Below are 14,096 nucleotides of genomic sequence, written 5' to 3' on the forward strand. Positions count from 1 at the left end.
TGTCAGGAGCGCGGACACGCGGCTAGAACCGGAGAGAGAACGAGGAGGGTTCATGAGCTTCGAGACCGCAGCGACACCGGAAGCCGCCGTGGACCGGCTCGAACGGCTCTATGACGAGGCGCGCTCGGCCTTGCGCAGCGACCTGCAGCGCTTCTTCGATACCGGCGAGGCCCCAACGCCCGATGACCGGGAGCGTTACCGCTACCCGATGCTGCGCGTGACCTACGAGCCGTCGAAGCTGCCGGCAGCGACGCGGCGGGGCTACGCCAAATTCGCGGTTCCCGGCATCTATTCGACCACGGTGACGCAGCCGGCCGAGTTCCGCGCCTATCTGCTCGACCAGCTCAAGCCACTGGTCGCCGAATATGGCGCGACGATCGAGACCGGCGTCAGCACGCAGGAAATCCCCTACCCCTATGCGCTCGAAGGCGGCGACGAACTGGGCCGCGGCAAGATCACCGCAGCGGAACTGGCGCGCTATTTCCCGACGCCGCTGCTCGCGCTGGTCGGCGACGAGATCGCCGACGGCACCTATGAATTGATCGAGGGCGAGCCGCGTCCGCTCTCGCTGTTCGACGCGGTGCGGGTCGACTATTCGCTAAGACGGCTGGTGCATTACACCGGCACCGACTGGCGGGCCGTGCAGCCCTGGGTGCTGCTAACCAACTATCACCGCTATGTCGACCAGTTCGTCCGGCTCGGCCTTGCCGAGATCGAAGCCGGCACCGCCGAGGCGCTGATCGCGCCGGGCGGCATCCGTATCGACAAGGACGGCATCGACGTCTCGGCCGCCGAGCGGGTGATGTCGGCGCCCTGGCACCGCTTCCAGATGCCGGCCTATCACCTGATCCGGACCGGCGGCGAGGGCGTGACGCTGGTCAATATCGGCGTCGGCCCCTCCAACGCGAAGAACATCACCGACCATCTCGCGGTACTCCGGCCGAATTGCTGGCTGATGGTCGGCCATTGCGGCGGCCTGCGCCAGACCCAGATCATCGGCGACTACGTGCTGGCCCATGCCTATCTCCGGCAGGACCGCATCCTCGACGATCTCGTGCCGCCGGATATCCCGATCCCGGCGCTGGCGGAGGTGCAGGTCGCGCTCCAGCAGGCGGCGGCCGACATAACCGGCGAGAAGGGCGACCGATTGAAGCAGCGCCTGCGCACCGGCACGGTCGTGACTCAGGACGACCGCAACTGGGAATTGCAATGGACCAAGGAGCGGCGGCGCATCAATCTCTCACGCGCGATCGCGGTCGACATGGAATCCGGCACGATCGCGGCTCAAGGGTATCGGCTCAGGGTGCCCTACGGCACCTTGCTCTGCGTCTCAGACAAGCCGCTCCATGGCGAGATCAAGCTGCCAGGCGCGGCGAACGCCTTCTACGAGCGCGCGGTCGGAGAGCATCTGCGCATCGGGCTCGACGCGCTGGAGAAGCTGAAGGAAGCCGGCGCGACGATCCACTCGCGCAAGCTCCGGAGCTTCGACGAGCCGCCGTTTCGGTAAGGCGCGGCGGCAGCCGCCTCTCCCTTCTCCCCCTGCGGGAGAAGGTGCCGGCAGGCGGATGAGGGGTCGCGCAGGTCTTGGACGTCGGTGTTCGGCCCACGACCAGCGTCGCGAGACCCCTCACCCTAACCCTCTCCCGCAAGGGGAGAGGGGATTGCGTTGCGCTCGGCCCGGCCGCTCAGCCGAAAACGCCGTAAGCCAGCAATCCCGCGATCACCCAGAGCGCGATATTGCCCCAGCGGTTGCGCCGGGCTTCGGCCCGGCCGATCGCCTCGACGCTGCGCTCGTCCAGCGAGAAACCGTGGCGCGAGGCGTCCTCGAGCTGGCCGAGCACGCGCTCGGCGCGGACGACCGTGTCGGGCAATGTGGCCAGCGAGCCGAGCAGGGAGCGGGCGCCGCGCCCCGCCTCCTCCAGGCGGCCTACGGGACCGAGATTATGGGTGATCCAGCTCCGCACCACCGGATCGGCCGTGCCCCACATGTCGAGATGCGGGTCGAGCGAGCGGGCGACGCCCTCGACCACCACCATGGTCTTCTGGAGCATGACGAGTTCGGTCCGGGTCGCCATGTCGAACATGCCGGTGATCTCGAAGAGCAGGGTCAGGACCTTGGCCATCGAGATCTGGTCGGCGCGCTTGTCGTGGATCGGCTCGCCGACGGCCCGGATCGCCTGGGCGAAATCCGCGACATCATGATGGGCCGGGACATAGCCGGCCTCGAAATGCACCTGCGCGACACGGGCGTAATCGCGGGTGATGAAGCCGAGCAGGATTTCGGCGAGGAAGCGCCGTTCCTTCAGGCCAAGCCGGCCCATGATGCCGCCATCGACCGCGACGAGCCGGCCCTCGGCATCGACGAAAAGATTTCCGGGATGCATGTCGGCATGGAAGAAGCCGTCGCGGATCGCATGCTTCAGGAAGGACTGGATGATGTTGCGGGCGAGCTCGGCCAAGTCGTGCCCGGCGGCGCGCAGGCCCTCGATGTCCGAGAGACGCACACCGTCGATCCATTCATCGACCAGCATCTCGCGGGCGGTGAGCTGCCAATCCGGTTCCGGCACGCGGAAATCGGCGTCGCCCTTGGTATTCTCCGCGAATTCGGAGAGGGCGGCCGCCTCCAGCCGCAGGTCCATCTCCATCGCGACCGAGCGGGCAAGGGTCTCGACCACGCCGGTGAAGCGCAGGCGCCGCGCCTCGGCGGAGCGCGCCTCGGCCGTCTCGGCGCCGAAACGCATCGCGGCGAGATCGCGGTTGAAGCGGTCGCGAATGCCGGGGCGCAGGATCTTCACCGCGACCTCGCGGCCATCCTTCAGCCGGGCGCGATGGACCTGGGCGATCGAGGCCGCGGCAACCGGTTCGCTGAATTCCGGGAACAGCGTCTCCAGCTTCACGCCATGGGCGGCCTCGACGATGGAGCGAGCCTCGGCCATCGGGAAGGCCGGCATCCGGTCCTGCAAGGCGGAGAGATCCTGCGCAATCTTCATGCCGACGACATCGGGCCGCGTCGCGAGGAACTGGCCGAACTTGACGTAGGAGGGGCCGAGCCGGGTCAGCGCCGCCGCGAGCCGCGTCGCGGAGGAGCCCGCGCCGCGGCGCTCGATCAGGCGGCCGACGCGGATCAGCCCGCGCGCCAGCGGCGGCAGCACGGAGGGGTCGACCAGCGCCAGCGCTCCCTCGCGCGCCAGCACGAAGCCGACGCGCGCGCCGCGCAGCATGTGGAAGAAGGAGGAGATCATGCGGGTCCAGCCGTCATGCTCGGGCTTGACCCGAGCATCTCAGGAAGGGAGCCTTTTCCGGCACGAGATGCCCGGGTCAAGCCCGGGCATGACGCAAGACAGCCCATCACAGCTTCCAGCCGGAATGCAGCGCCACGACGCCGCCGGTCATCGGCGTGAACTTCGCCCGGCGGAAGCCGGCATCCTCGATCATGTTCGCGAAGGCCTGCGGCTTCGGGAACTTGCGGATCGATTCGACGAGATACTGATAGGGCTCGGCCTCGCCGGTGACCATGCGGCCCATCGGCGGGATGACCTTGAAGGAATAGGTCTCGTAGATCTTGTCGAGCAAGGGCACGTCGACATGGCTGAATTCGAGGCAGAGGAAGCGCCCGCCGCGCTTCAGCACGCGATAGGCCTCGGCCAGCGCCTTGTCGATCTGCGGCACGTTCCGGATGCCGAAGGCGATGGTGTAGCAGTCGAAATGATTGTCGGGTAGCCCGAGCTGCTCGGCATTGCCCTGGACGAAGCGGATGCGATCATCGTCTGGAAAGCGCTTGTCGGCGCGCTGGCGCCCGACGCGCAGCATGTCGGCATTGATGTCGAGCACGGTGACATCGGTCTGAGGGCCACCGGCCTCCAGCACCGAGAAGGCGACATCGCCCGTGCCGCCGGCGACGTCGAGATGGTGGAAGGGCCGGTCCTTGGCCGGATTGATCGCGGTCAAGAGCGCGCTCTTCCAGGCCCGGTGCAGGCCGCCCGACATCAGGTCGTTCATCAGGTCGTAGCGGTTGGCGACCTTGTGGAAGACGTCGTCGACCTTCGCCTGCTTCTCGGCGAGCTTCACCGTCTCGAAGCCGAAATGGGTGGTGTCGGAAGCTGCTGTCACGGTCGGGCCGGCCTTGTGCAAATCTGTCTTGTACTCGCCTGAGCCGATCAATAGCCAAAGGCGGCGGGCTTGTCGCGGGCCCTCTCGACGCAGGCTTTATTTGAGGTCGCTGACATGCCTGAGCTACCCGAGGTCGAAACCGTCCGGCGCGGGCTGGAGCCCGCCATGCTGGGCGAGCGCTTCCAGCGCGTCGAGCTGCGCCGGCCGGACCTGCGCTTTCCCCTGCCCGAGCGCTTCACCGAGCGCCTGACCGGGCGGCGGATCGAGGCCCTGTCACGGCGGGCGAAATACCTGATCGCCGATCTCGATGACGGCGCCGCACTCGTGATGCATCTGGGCATGAGCGGGCGCTTCATCGTCGAGGCGCCCGGAACGCCGCCGACCGAGCCCGGCTCCTATTACAATGAGATCGGCCGGCATCTGATCCATGACCATGTCGTGTTCGAGATGGGGACCGGCGCGCGCGTCACCTATAACGACGTGCGCCGCTTCGGCTTCATGGACCTCGTGCCGCGCGCCGAACTGGCGACATCGAAGCATTTCGCCGGCATGGGCATCGAGCCGCTCGGCAACGAGCTTTCCGGCGAGACCCTAGCAAAGCTCTTCGCGGGCAAGTTCGCGCCCTTGAAGGCCGCGCTGCTCGACCAGCGGCTCGTGGCGGGCCTCGGCAATATCTATGTCTGCGAGGCCCTGTTCCGGGCAGGCCTCCACCCGGAAGCGGAAGCCGGCACGATCGCGACGCCGACAGGGCGGCCGCGCGAGACCGCGCATGAGCTCGCCCGGATCATCCGCGAGGTGCTGGAGGAGGCGGTCGCGGCCGGCGGCTCGACGCTGCGCGACTTCGCCCATGCCGACGGCTCGCTCGGCTATTTCCAGCACCGTTTCAAGGTCTATGACCGCGAGGGCGAGACCTGCGTCACGCCGGGTTGTGGTCAGTTGGTGAAGCGGCTGGTGCAGTCGGGGCGCTCGACGTTTTATTGCGAGAGTTGTCAGCCGGCGAAACGGCGCTAGCGACGCGGCTGCTCGGGGAACTCGAGCTTCGAGACGTCGTAACCGAGTGCTGCAGCTCGCGCGACCAGCTGCTTGCGCTGAGGGATATTGATCTGCGGATCGCGCGTGAAAATGTAGAGATCGCGCAACGTCGGATCGGCCGAGATGAACCAGCTGTAGTCGTCGGCGCGGTCCAACACCCAGTAGTCGCGCTGTACGGGCACGAAGCCATAAAGTTTGTAATCCACACGCAGCTTGGCGTTGAAGCCGGGGTCAAGGATCGTGCCCGGTCCGCCCACCGTCTTGAGTTCGCCCTGCGGCGTGCCCATGCGGCAGGAATCGAGCACCTGGATGCCGCCCTTGCGGTCCGGCTCGTATTCGGTCGCGCCGGCGACGCAGCCATCCGTGATCGTCATGGGGCGGCGCGCGATCTCTCGCCAGGTTCCGGTATAGAAGCGCGCGGCGTCGATCCGCTTGCGCGGTTCAGGCGCCTTGTCCGTACGCGTGAGCGTGGTTTCGGCGCAGCCGGCGAGCAGGGTGGCCGCCGTCGCGGCGAGCAGGATCGATTTCATGTCGGCCTCCCTTGGACCAGCGGCCGATCTGGCGGCGCTTCCAGAAGAATACGCGCGGGGCCATCCGCCGGATCCCTGCGCTATCTTGCACATGAGGATCTTTGCCCATTTCCCATTGACGCTACTGCCCGTGGACTTGGCCTGCTTCCGCCCGCTAAAGCTGGCAGCACAGGAGCATCCGGGAGGCCGCCATGGCTTATGAGACCATTCTCGTCGAGACGAAGGGCAAGGTCGGGCTGATCACGCTCAACCGCCCGCAAGCGCTGAACGCGCTGAACGGCCAGCTCATCGGCGAGATCAACCAGGCACTCGACGGCTTCGAGAAGGATGACGGCATCGGCTGCGTCGTCCTCACCGGCTCTGAGAAGGCCTTCGCCGCCGGCGCGGACATCAAGGAAATGCAGAGCCGGACCTTCCCCGGCACCTATCTCGACGACAAGTTCGCGGATTGGGACCGGATCGGCCAGCGCCGCAAGCCGATCGTCGCGGCGGTCGCGGGCTTCGCGCTCGGCGGCGGCTGCGAGCTCGCCATGATGTGCGACTTCATCATCGCCGCCGACAACGCCAAGTTCGGCCAGCCCGAGATCAATCTCGGCGTCATCCCCGGTGCCGGCGGCACCCAGCGCCTGACCAAGGCGGTCGGCAAGGCCAAGGCGATGGACCTGATCCTCACCGGGCGGATGATGAATGCCGAGGAAGCCGAGCGTTCCGGCCTCGTCGCCCGCGTCGTGCCGCTCGCCGATCTCCTGACCGAGACGCTGAAGGCGGCCGAGGCGATCGCGGCGAAATCGCTGCCCTCCGTGCTGATGGCGAAAGAATCGGTCGAGCGCGCCTTCGAGGTCGCGCTTCAGGAAGGCCTGCGCTTCGAGCGCCGCGTCTTCTCCTCGCTCTTCGCGACGCTCGACCAGAAGGAGGGCATGTCCGCCTTCGCCGAGAAGCGGAAGCCCGACTTCAAGAACGCCTGAGCCTCGCCGTCGTGGTTTTCCGTCATTCTCGGGCTTGACCCGAGAATCTCATCACGAGAAGGCACTGGTTTACGAGATGGTCGGGTCAAGCCCGACCATGACGCCCTGAGCAGGATCCGCATCATGACCGCCAGCAGCCCCGCCCTCCCGACCTATGCCGATGTCGAGGCCGCGGCCATCAGGCTGAAGGGCATCGCCCATCACACGCCGGCGATGAGCTCGGCCACCGCCAACCGGCGCACGCAAGCCAGCCTCGTCTTCAAGCCCGAGAACCTGCAGCGCATGGGCGCCTTCAAGTTCCGCGGCGGCTACAACGCGATCGCTTCGCTCAGCCCTGAGCAGAAGAAGGCCGGCGTCGTCACCTATTCCTCCGGCAACCATGCCCAGGCCATCGCCTATGCCGGCCAGCTGCTCGGCGTGCCGACCACGATCATCATGCCGAACGATGCCCCGGCCGCGAAGGTCGCGGCGACCGAGGGCTATGGCGGGCAGGTCATCCGCTATGACCGCTATACCGAGAACCGGCTCGAGATCGGCAACCGCCTCTCGGCCGAGCACGGGCTGACGATCATCCCTCCCTACGATCATCCTGACGTCATCGCCGGGCAGGGCACCGCGACCAAGGAGCTGATCGAGGATGCCGGCCCGCTCGACATCCTGCTAGTGCCGCTCGGCGGCGGCGGGCTTCTGGCCGGCGCGGCGCTCGTCGCCAAGGCACTGAACCCGGGCTGCCGCGTCTTCGGCGTCGAGCCGGAGGCCGGCAATGACGGCCAGCAATCCCTGCGCAAGGGCGAGATCGTCGCGATCGGCGTGCCCAAGACCATCGCCGACGGCGCCCAGACCGCCTTCCTCGGCGACCTGACCTTCCCGATCATCCAGCGCGAGGTCGAGGATATCGTCACCGTCAGCGACGACGCGCTCGTCGACGCGATGCGCTTCTTCGCCGAGCGGATGAAGCTCGTGGTCGAGCCGACCGGGTGCCTGGCGGCGGCGGCCGCATTCACTGGTGCCGTGCCGGTCGCGGGCAAGCGCGTCGGCGTCATCCTCTCCGGCGGCAATGTCGATCTGGCGAGCTTCGCGCGCTTTATCGCGCCCTCCGCGTGAGTTCGACAGGCCTGTGGCGATTCCGGCGTTGACGTAGCGCCGGCAAGCGACTATAGCCCCACCACTCGCGGCGGCCCGCGCAAGCTCGGCCGCCGCGCACGTTTTTCCAGCAAGGATGCGGCCAGCCCCGCCGGCAATAACGCCAGGCGCCCGGTCGCGATGAAGAGACGAGGACGTTTCGATGGCCAATACGACGTCGGCCAAGAAGGCTACGCGCAAGATCGCTCGCCGCACCGAGGTCAACAAGGCGCGCCGCTCGCGGATGCGCACCTTCCTGCGCAAGGTCGAGGAGGCGATCGCCTCCGGCGACAAGGCCAGCGCCGCCGAAGCCCTGAAGGCCGCCCAGCCGGAAATCATGCGCGCCGCGCAGAAGGGCGTGGTTCACAAGAACACCGCCTCGCGCAAGGTCTCGCGCCTGGCGCACCGGATCGGCACCCTGGCTTCCTGAGCCTGAATTCGCATCATTTCGATGACGGGAAAGCCCGGCCGAAAGGCCGGGCTTTTTCGTTGGCTTCATGGCCTCTGTGGCGCACTCGCCACAGGCTCCAACGGAACAAAACAAAGCTGCTTTCAAGCGATTTTCGCAAGCTTTCCACGGCCTTGCGGACTTGACTCTCGGGCGCCGTTCAGGGCGCGAAATCGCCCTCCGGAGCGGACTCTGCCGCTCATAAAAAGATGTGATTTTTCATCATCTTAGCAGGCAAAGGATTTTGGAAGACGGAATCGCGGCGACTCTGCGGCAGGCTTTTCGAGGCGCCGCAAAAAAAGATTCGGGGGCGCCTGGAAGGGGGGACATGAAGAAAATCTTAAGTTCCCCAACCAATTGCGGCAGACATCCCCAGCCGGCGCGACGCCCTGCGGACAGCGACTCTCGGAAGCCGGCTGACAGGGGTGTTGCAGCCCGTCGAGAGCGCCTTGTAAGGTCCCCTTCATCGCCGGGCGGACAGCAATGACCGCCGCGGGATTTCCAGAGATGATCAGCGTTTTGGCTCGCGACCATGGAGGTTGGAGGATGTGACCCTTTGTCTTTCTTGATCGAGATGAAGGGTGGCGTCGTCCCTCGGCGAGCCTTCCAAGCGTAATCAACAGAACCGGAACCGAACCCCGCCGCGGCGCGATGCGCCTGTCGGGACCGGAACCATTTTGACCAGACATAAGCACCGGGACGACGGTCAGGAAGCGGCCGCCGAACCCTTAGTGCGGACATTTTCAAAGAACGGGGCCATTGATGTTCGAGCGGCAGAATTTCGGGGACATGGTCGAGACGCCCGTGGTGGTGACGATCGCTGCTGAAGAGACTGCACCGGTTCACGTCGAGGAGGTTTCGATTCAGGACGCATGGGAGCGCGTGCGCCGTCGCCTGCGGGCGGAGCTCGGCGAGGACGTCTTCTCGAGCTGGTTCGGCCGGCTGGAGATCGCCGGCATCGTCGAGGGCGTGGCCTATCTCACCGTGCCGACCCGCTTCCTGAAGAGCTGGCTCGAGGCGCATTATACCGAGCGCCTGCGGGTGAACTGCATGGCCGAATTGCCGGCGCCGAACGGCGTGATGCTCTCGGTGCGCACCGTCTCGCGCGATCCCGCCGCCCAGCCGCAGATCGAGGCCCTGCGCAGCCGCCCCGCGACTGTCGCCGCCCCCGCTCCGGCCGAGGCTGGCCGCCAGGCCGTCGCCGGCAGCCCGCAGCCCTGCGAGAACGACCTCGTCGATGCCTGCGGCACCGCGCTCGACCGGCGCATGAACTTCCAGAGCTTCGTCGTCGGCAAGTCGAACCAGCTCGCCTTCGCGGCGGCCGAGCGCATCGCCGGCGCGCCGGCGGGCCAGAGCCCCTATAACCCGCTCTATCTCCATGCCGGCGTCGGCCTCGGCAAGACGCATCTGCTGCAGGCGATCGCCCAGGAAGCGCGCCGCCAGGGCAAGCGCGTCGCCTATTTCACCGCCGACCGCTTCATGTACGGCTTCGTCGCCGCGCTGAAGTCGCAGACGGCGCTCGCCTTCAAGGAGAAGCTGCGCGGCATCGACCTGCTCGTCGTCGACGACGTGCAGTTCATCCAGGGCAAGTCGATCCAGCAGGAATTCGGCCATACGATCAACGCGCTGCTCGATGCCGGCAAGCAGATCGTCGTCGCCGGCGACCGTCTTGCCGGTGAGCTCGAGGCGCTCGACGAGCGCATCCGCTCGCGGCTCGGTGGCGGCCTGGTGGTCGAAGTGGGAGAACTCGACGAGACCTTGCGCGCCACGATCCTCTCCAGCCGACTGGACGCGCTGCAGACCGCCCATCCGAATTTCCAGGTCAGCCCCGATGTCGTCGCCTATGTCTCGCGCGTCGTCGCGACCAATGGCCGCGACCTCGACGGCGCCGCCAACCGCCTGCTCGCCCATGCGACGCTGTCGGGCCAACTCGTGACGCTGGAGACGGCGGAAGCGGCGATCCGTGACCTCGTCCGCACCCGAGAGCCGCGCCGGGTCAAGATCGAGGACATCCAGAAGCTGGTCGCGACGCGCTACAATGTCAGCCGCGCCGACATCCTCTCGGAGCGCCGCACCGCAGCCGTCGTGAAGCCGCGCCAGATCGCGATGTATCTGTCGAAGGCGCTGACCCCGCGCTCGCTGCCCGAGATCGGCCGACGCTTCGGCGGGCGCGACCACACGACCGTGCTGCACGCCGTGCGCAAGATCGAGAAGGCGATCAGCGAGGACCGCTCGCTGCATGACGAGGTCGATCTGCTGAAGCGCATGCTGCAGGAGTGAGGCCTGCGGGGATTCACCACCCCTGCCAAATGGTTGTGGTTGCCGGAGCGGGCAGGCCTTGCGCCCCCGCCCGGCGTCCGGCAATGTCGCTGGCCATTCATTCGGCCCGTGCGTTCGCGCGTGGGCGGCCAGCGCCAGAAGACTAGACAATCATGAAGGTCACGGTCGAACGTTCCACGCTGCTCAAGTCGCTTGGCCACGTGCATCGCGTGGTGGAGCGCCGCAACACGATCCCGATCCTGTCGAACCTGCTGCTCTCGGCCTCCGAGAACGGCCTGCGGCTGAAGGCAACCGATCTCGATATCGAGGTGGTGGAGACGATCCCAGCCGACGCGGCCGAGCCCGGCGCCACGACCGTTCCGGCCCACACTCTCTACGACATCGTCCGCAAATTGCCTGACGGCGCCCAGGTCTCGCTGGAGACCACCGGCGATAGCGGCCTCGTGCTGCGCTCGGGCCGCTCGCGCTTCCAGCTCCAGACCCTGCCGGAAAGCGATTTCCCGGACATCACTGCCGGCGAAATGGCGCATCGCTTCGTGCTGCCGGCCGGCGAACTGAAGCGCCTGATCGACAAGACCCAGTTCGCGATCTCCACCGAGGAGACGCGCTATTATCTCAACGGCATCTATCTTCACACGATCGATGTCGATGGCCGCCCGGTACTGCGTGCGGTTGCGACCGATGGTCACCGCCTCGCGCGCGTCGACACCGCCGCCCCGCAGGGCTCGGTCGGCATGCCCGGCGTGATTGTGCCGCGCAAGGCCGTCTCCGAGATCCAGAAGCTGCTGGAGGATGGCGAGAGCGAGGTCGCGGTCGAGCTTTCCGGCTCGAAGATTCGCGTCGCCACCGCCAGCGTCGTGCTGACCTCGAAGCTGATCGACGGCACCTTCCCCGACTATCAGCGCGTCATTCCGAGCGGCAATGACAAGCGCCTGACCGTCGACAAGGGCGATTTCGCCGCGTCGGTCGACCGCGTCTCGACGATCTCGTCGGAGCGCGGCCGCGCCGTGAAGCTCTCCATGGCCGAAGGGCGCATGACGCTCTCCGTCACCAATCCGGATTCCGGTTCGGCGACCGAGGAGATCGAGGTCGATTACGAGGCGAGCCCGCTCGATATCGGCTTCAATGCCCGCTATCTCATGGATATCGCGGCCCAGCTCGACGGCGATACCGCGCTGCTCAAGCTCGCCGATCCCGGCTCGCCGACCGTGATCCAGGATCGCGAAGGCGCTTCCGCGCTCTACGTGCTGATGCCGATGCGCGTCTAGCAGCTGGCTCATGGCCGCCGTCGCGCGCCTGATCCTGCAGGACTTCCGTTCCTACGAGGCCCTCGATCTCCCGGTCGAGGGCCAAATCGTTGCGCTCGCGGGCGAGAACGGAGCCGGCAAGACCAATATTCTCGAAGCGCTCTCGCTGTTCACGCCGGGGCGGGGTCTACGCCGCGCCGAGATCACTGCGATGGCGCGGCAAGGCGGCGACGGCTCCTTCGCCGCCTCGATAACCCTTGATGATGAGGCGGGCCGGCTCGGCATCGGACTGGGACCACTCGATGCGGAGGGCCGCCGGCCGCGGCTGGCCCGGATCGACGGCGCCAATGTCGGCTCGGCGCTAGCCTTCAGCGACTATCTGCGCGTGGTCTGGCTGACGCCCGATCTCGACGGCCTGTTCCGAGGTGCGGCCGGCGACAGGCGCCGCTTCCTCGACCGGCTGGTGCTGGCGATCGATCCGAGCCACGCGACGCGCTCGAACGCGCTGGAGCGGGCGCTGCGCTCGCGCAATCGCATCCTTGAGGAAAGCCCCAATCAGGGGCAATGGCTTGATGCCGTCGAGCGCGAGGTCGCCGAACTCGGCGTCGCGGTTGCTGCTGCGCGGGCCGAGACCGTGGCGCGGCTCTCCGCCATCATCGCCGAGACGCGCGACGAGGCCTCGCCCTTCCCCTTCGCGGATATCGCGCTCTCCGGCGAGATCGACGCGCTCGTCGCCCGCCTGCCGGCCGTCGATGCCGAGGACGCCTATCGCGACCTGCTGCGCCAGAGCCGCCATCGCGACCGGGCGGCCGGGCGCACGCTCGCGGGACCGCAGGCCTCCGATCTCGAAGTCCGGCACGGGCCGAAGGATATTCCGGCCGGGCAGGGCTCGACTGGCGAGCAGAAGGCCTTGCTGATCGGGCTCGTGCTTGCCCATGCCAGGCTGGTCGCCGCGATGAGCGGCATCGCGCCGCTGGTCCTGCTCGACGAGATCGCCGCCCATCTCGATCCGCGTCGGCGGGCCGCGCTCTATGAGGGGCTGACGGGGCTCGGCTGCCAGGTCTGGATGACCGGCGCCGACGCCGCGCTGTTCGGCGACCTGCCGGCCGGGGCGCAGCGCTTTTCGGTCACGCCGGGACGGATCGATCCGCTCGATTGATCGGTCAGGCCACGGCTTGCGATGGGACGCCTGCCGACGTTCCTGCTAGTCTCGTGAGCAGTTTCGGAGGCTTTCCATGGACATTTCCAGCCTTGCCCTGTTCGCTGGCGTCTATTTCCTCGCCGTCGCCTCGCCCGGCCCGGCCATCGCGGCCCTGGTCGCGCGCTCGCTGTCCTCGGGCTTCCGGCGCTCTTTGCCCTTCCTTGCCGGCATCGTCGCGGGCGATCTCGTCTGGTTCACGCTCACCGCGCTGGGTTTGAGTGTGCTCATGCAGAGCTTCCACGGCATCTTCGTCGCGATCAAATATGCCGGCTGCGCCTATCTGCTCTATCTCGCCTACAAGGCTTGGACGGCCCCTGCCGAAGCGCCGAAGCCCTCCGCCGCCGCGCGCGGCGAGGGCGCCCGTCTGTTCCTCGGGGGCATCGCGCTGACGCTCGGCAACCCCAAGGTCATGGTCTTCTTCCTGTCGATCCTGCCCCTCGTCATCGATCTCAACGCAATGAGCACGCTCACTTTCGTCGAAGTCGCCGCGCTGATCGCCCCGATCATCACGGGCACGCTGATGGCCTATGCCTATGCGGCCGACCGGGCGCGGCGCCTTGTGGCCAGCCCGCGCGCGATGCGCTGGATCAACCGGACGACCGGCGGCGTGATGGCGGGCGCTGCTGCCGCGATCGCGACGCGGAGCTGAATGGCCTTGGCTTTGGCGGCGGGCCTGCTCGATCTCGGCTTCGCGCTGTTCCACGCCGCGTTTCGGCGTCTGTTCGGCTGGCCGGAACGGCTCGCGCCTTCCGGCAGCCTGAACACCGCGATCACGCAGACGCTCAACGCGATGCTGATCTTCGTCTTCCTGGCTTATGGCGCGGCCTTGATCTGGCTATCCGGGCAAGGCAGCGTGCATCCCGTGCTGCCGCTGGTGGGCGCCGCCTTCTGGGGCCTGCGGCTCACGCTGCAATTCATCTGGTTCGACCTCAAGCCCTGGCCCTCGAAGCTGATCACGGCGGTTTTCGCCCTAGCGGTCGTGATCCATTTGCTGGCCATCAAAATCTGAAGCTCGCCAACCTCCACGCGTCATCCCGGACGGAGCGAAGCGGAGATCCGGGATCCATCGTAGAGCACAGCGCCTTTCGATGGATCCCGGGGCAAGCCCGGGATGACGGTGTGGTTCCGCGCATGATCGACACAGCTTTGGAGGCCGAAAGG

The 14,096-nt window shown here is 67.0% G+C and carries 13 protein-coding genes; 10 read left to right on the forward strand and 3 right to left on the reverse strand.

Annotation, left to right across the window (positions count from 1 at the left end; translation table 11 throughout):
• Positions 1 to 52: 52 nt before the first annotated feature.
• Positions 53 to 1,507: an AMP nucleosidase gene (locus AC07NY_RS21530; protein WP_494585510.1), complete on the forward strand. Its 1,455-nt coding sequence runs from the start codon at positions 53 to 55 to the stop codon at positions 1,505 to 1,507.
• A gap of 178 nt (positions 1,508 to 1,685) precedes the next feature.
• Here the strand turns inward: AC07NY_RS21530 and ubiB are convergent, their stop codons facing one another.
• Together ubiB and ubiE are read right to left on the reverse strand one after the other, a co-directional pair.
• Entirely contained in the window at positions 1,686 to 3,242 is a 1,557-nt protein-coding gene (gene ubiB, locus AC07NY_RS21535; RefSeq protein WP_494585511.1) for a 2-polyprenylphenol 6-hydroxylase, read from the reverse strand.
• 106 nt (positions 3,243 to 3,348) lie between these two features.
• Complete coding sequence (ubiE, locus tag AC07NY_RS21540) at positions 3,349 to 4,110, reverse strand: bifunctional demethylmenaquinone methyltransferase/2-methoxy-6-polyprenyl-1,4-benzoquinol methylase UbiE (protein WP_494585512.1); 762 nt, start codon at positions 4,108 to 4,110, stop codon at positions 3,349 to 3,351.
• A gap of 114 nt (positions 4,111 to 4,224) precedes the next feature.
• Here ubiE and mutM point away from each other — a divergent pair, with 114 nt between their 5' ends.
• Entirely contained in the window at positions 4,225 to 5,121 is an 897-nt protein-coding gene (gene mutM / locus AC07NY_RS21545) for a bifunctional DNA-formamidopyrimidine glycosylase/DNA-(apurinic or apyrimidinic site) lyase (protein ID WP_494585513.1), read from the forward strand.
• On the opposite strand, the gene AC07NY_RS21550 is transcribed toward mutM, so the two are convergent.
• Positions 5,118 to 5,672: a lipocalin family protein gene (locus tag AC07NY_RS21550; RefSeq protein ID WP_492286913.1), complete on the reverse strand. Its 555-nt coding sequence runs from the start codon at positions 5,670 to 5,672 to the stop codon at positions 5,118 to 5,120. The two genes, mutM and AC07NY_RS21550, sit on opposite strands and share 4 nt — an antisense overlap.
• 191 nt (positions 5,673 to 5,863) lie before the next feature.
• Here AC07NY_RS21550 and AC07NY_RS21555 point away from each other — a divergent pair, with 191 nt between their 5' ends.
• The 8 genes from AC07NY_RS21555 to AC07NY_RS21590 all read left to right on the forward strand — a co-directional run bounded on the left by AC07NY_RS21555 (position 5,864) and on the right by AC07NY_RS21590 (position 13,944).
• The gene (locus AC07NY_RS21555; RefSeq protein ID WP_494585514.1) at positions 5,864 to 6,637 is read left to right on the forward strand and encodes an enoyl-CoA hydratase; all 774 of its coding nucleotides are present in this window, start codon (positions 5,864 to 5,866) and stop codon (positions 6,635 to 6,637) included.
• Positions 6,638 to 6,760: 123 nt separating this feature from the next.
• Entirely contained in the window at positions 6,761 to 7,741 is a 981-nt protein-coding gene (locus AC07NY_RS21560) for a threo-3-hydroxy-L-aspartate ammonia-lyase (RefSeq protein WP_494585515.1), read from the forward strand.
• Positions 7,742 to 7,922: 181 nt separating this feature from the next.
• Positions 7,923 to 8,189, forward strand: coding sequence for a 30S ribosomal protein S20 (gene rpsT, locus AC07NY_RS21565; RefSeq protein ID WP_492286916.1), 267 nt, complete (start codon positions 7,923 to 7,925; stop codon positions 8,187 to 8,189).
• Between the two features lie 780 nt (positions 8,190 to 8,969).
• The gene (gene dnaA, locus AC07NY_RS21570; protein WP_492286917.1) at positions 8,970 to 10,487 is read left to right on the forward strand and encodes a chromosomal replication initiator protein DnaA; all 1,518 of its coding nucleotides are present in this window, start codon (positions 8,970 to 8,972) and stop codon (positions 10,485 to 10,487) included.
• 152 nt (positions 10,488 to 10,639) lie between these two features.
• Positions 10,640 to 11,755 (forward strand): DNA polymerase III subunit beta, encoded by a 1,116-nt coding sequence (gene dnaN, locus AC07NY_RS21575; protein WP_454654030.1) that lies wholly within the window; start codon positions 10,640 to 10,642, stop codon positions 11,753 to 11,755.
• Between the two features lie 10 nt (positions 11,756 to 11,765).
• Positions 11,766 to 12,893, forward strand: a complete 1,128-nt coding sequence (gene recF, locus AC07NY_RS21580) for a DNA replication/repair protein RecF (RefSeq protein ID WP_492286918.1) — start codon at positions 11,766 to 11,768, stop codon at positions 12,891 to 12,893.
• A 76-nt stretch (positions 12,894 to 12,969) separates the two neighbouring features.
• Positions 12,970 to 13,584, forward strand: coding sequence for a LysE family translocator (locus AC07NY_RS21585; protein WP_494585516.1), 615 nt, complete (start codon positions 12,970 to 12,972; stop codon positions 13,582 to 13,584).
• Positions 13,585 to 13,944 carry a hypothetical protein gene (locus AC07NY_RS21590; RefSeq protein ID WP_492286920.1) on the forward strand — a complete coding sequence of 120 codons (360 nt, stop codon included), beginning with the start codon at positions 13,585 to 13,587 and terminating at the stop codon, positions 13,942 to 13,944.
• Positions 13,945 to 14,096: the final 152 nt, after the last annotated feature.

The organism is Allobosea sp. GW821-FHT09G06 (assembly GCF_059416005.1).

Excerpts from the sequence above, each read along its gene's own strand:
- AC07NY_RS21530 (WP_494585510.1), top strand. The coding sequence starts at position 53 with ATGAGCTTCGAGACCGCAGCGACACCGGAAGCCGCCGTGGACCGGCTC.
- ubiB (WP_494585511.1), bottom strand. The coding sequence starts at position 3,242 with ATGATCTCCTCCTTCTTCCACATGCTGCGCGGCGCGCGCGTCGGCTTC.
- mutM (WP_494585513.1), top strand. The coding sequence starts at position 4,225 with ATGCCTGAGCTACCCGAGGTCGAAACCGTCCGGCGCGGGCTGGAGCCC.
- AC07NY_RS21550 (WP_492286913.1), bottom strand. The coding sequence starts at position 5,672 with ATGAAATCGATCCTGCTCGCCGCGACGGCGGCCACCCTGCTCGCCGGC.
- AC07NY_RS21555 (WP_494585514.1), top strand. The coding sequence starts at position 5,864 with ATGGCTTATGAGACCATTCTCGTCGAGACGAAGGGCAAGGTCGGGCTG.
- AC07NY_RS21560 (WP_494585515.1), top strand. The coding sequence starts at position 6,761 with ATGACCGCCAGCAGCCCCGCCCTCCCGACCTATGCCGATGTCGAGGCC.
- rpsT (WP_492286916.1), top strand. The coding sequence starts at position 7,923 with ATGGCCAATACGACGTCGGCCAAGAAGGCTACGCGCAAGATCGCTCGC.
- dnaA (WP_492286917.1), top strand. The coding sequence starts at position 8,970 with ATGTTCGAGCGGCAGAATTTCGGGGACATGGTCGAGACGCCCGTGGTG.
- dnaN (WP_454654030.1), top strand. The coding sequence starts at position 10,640 with ATGAAGGTCACGGTCGAACGTTCCACGCTGCTCAAGTCGCTTGGCCAC.
- recF (WP_492286918.1), top strand. The coding sequence starts at position 11,766 with ATGGCCGCCGTCGCGCGCCTGATCCTGCAGGACTTCCGTTCCTACGAG.
- AC07NY_RS21585 (WP_494585516.1), top strand. The coding sequence starts at position 12,970 with ATGGACATTTCCAGCCTTGCCCTGTTCGCTGGCGTCTATTTCCTCGCC.
- AC07NY_RS21590 (WP_492286920.1), top strand. The coding sequence starts at position 13,585 with ATGGCCTTGGCTTTGGCGGCGGGCCTGCTCGATCTCGGCTTCGCGCTG.